Here is a 1469-nt window from a genome sequence, read left to right as displayed (position 1 = left end):
AAATGTATAACCATGATTTTTATGTTTAGCGTATAATAACCACTGTCCGCCAACTTTATGTTGAACTTTTAACTCATAAAGCATTTTATTTAATGCTTGGGCGCTCATTCCATAATCTTCGGCAATCTGACTAATCGTTACCAAAGATTTTGATTTCATGATGCGGTCATAATAATCTGCTTTGGGTCTGCTTTCTGCAACCTGTTGAGATAACATCGCTGTTTTTTCTTGCTCATCTTTAAGATTAGTAGCGAGTTGAATGATGAAATCTGGACTTGTTAAAGCTTTTTCAATAACTTCATTAGTCATGTAAGCTCCATTTTTGCGGATTGTTGGAAGGACTTCAACAGCCAACCAATCTGTGAATTTTTCAGATACAGCATTGTTTGCTTTGAATGCAAGTTTGTATACCATAGGTTCACTGATGAATGAACCTTTTTCAATTTCCCCAGAAAGTTGGGGAAGATATTTATTAATAGTTTCCCAGCGAATGCTCTCGTAAATCTTTCCACTCTTATTTTGCTTTTGAGTTAAACCTAACGATTTTGCGACTTGTTCTGCACTAAATAGAACTTCTTCTCCCTCGACTTTAACGTCAAGATTGAAAATTCCATTTGTGAAATTTTGTAATTCGTTCATATTTTTTCCTTTCTAACTAGCTTTAAACCGATTATATTCGGTTGTTTTTCCTAAAAAAATAAAATCAATAGGATAGTCGTAAATTTCTGCCAATTTTCTTGCTAGACTCATGGGAATTTCAGTGCTATCTTTTTCATAACTCAAAATAGTTTGATAGTTTTTTCCAACAATTTCAGCAACTTCTTTAGCTGAAAAGTCAGCATTTGTTCTTGCAGCTTTTAATTTAATTTTTGGTGGTGTTTTCTCTGCCATACTGGCTCCTTTCTGTGTATGTATTTTAGTAATACCATTTCTCTAATTTATATCCCCGCCAAGAAATGCTATAATTGAAAGAAAACGGAGAAATTATAATGGAATCGGTGGATAATAAATCTCTTAAAATTCTTAAAGTAATGAGAAAAAATAATATGGCTTATACTAATAGTCAACTTGAAGATGTTACTCCTGAAAGTATAAATCTTGAAGATATTATCAATTCCTTGAGATATCTCCAAAATCTTGAATATATAGAGAAATTTCAAGGAGGTAAAATAAAAACTTACGATTTTTATTCTATTACTCAAAAAGGAATTGCCTTACTAGATGAGCGTAAAAGAACTCTTCACGGAAGGATTATTGACCATATTGCTTTCCCGATTATTGTTGCTTTCGTTACCTCTGCAATAGTCGCACCATTAGTAACGTTATTAACCCTGATGTTATCAAAGATGTAATTAAGCACATAACTACAACCAACCATATTGGTAAGTCACGCCAGTCTACATAAACTTTTTTCTTTTTTAATTTTTTCAATAATAATCCTTTCTATTTTTAAACTTCTGCATACGCAG

3 protein-coding genes are annotated in these 1469 nt (G+C 32.3%); 1 reads left to right on the top strand and 2 read right to left on the bottom strand.

From position 1 onward, the window contains the following. Together ABT112_RS35105 and ABT112_RS35100 are read right to left on the bottom strand one after the other, a co-directional pair. Positions 1-639 (bottom strand): phage antirepressor KilAC domain-containing protein (locus tag ABT112_RS35105; RefSeq protein WP_351515826.1); only part of this gene is annotated, 639 nt, incomplete at its 3' end. Between the two features lie 12 nt (positions 640-651). Beyond that, entirely contained in the window at positions 652-891 is a 240-nt protein-coding gene (locus ABT112_RS35100; RefSeq protein WP_023189646.1) for a helix-turn-helix transcriptional regulator, read from the bottom strand. Positions 892-998: 107 nt separating this feature from the next. Here ABT112_RS35100 and ABT112_RS35095 point away from each other — a divergent pair, with 107 nt between their 5' ends. After that, on the top strand, positions 999-1352 hold the full coding sequence (locus tag ABT112_RS35095) for a hypothetical protein (protein ID WP_351515825.1): 354 nt from the start codon (positions 999-1001) through the stop codon (positions 1350-1352). Positions 1353-1469 lie beyond the last annotated feature (117 nt).

Origin of the sequence: Streptomyces sp. NPDC002055 (assembly GCF_040296705.1) — a bacterium.
Taxonomy (GTDB): Bacteria; Actinomycetota; Actinomycetes; order Streptomycetales; family Streptomycetaceae; genus Streptomyces.
Note: the sequence above shows the minus strand (reverse complement) of the source record. Positions and strands in the feature narration are given on the sequence as shown.

Bases quoted from the DNA above. Each gene is read 5' to 3' on its own strand.
- ABT112_RS35100 (WP_023189646.1), bottom strand. From the start codon at position 891: ATGGCAGAGAAAACACCACCAAAAATTAAATTAAAAGCTGCAAGAACA.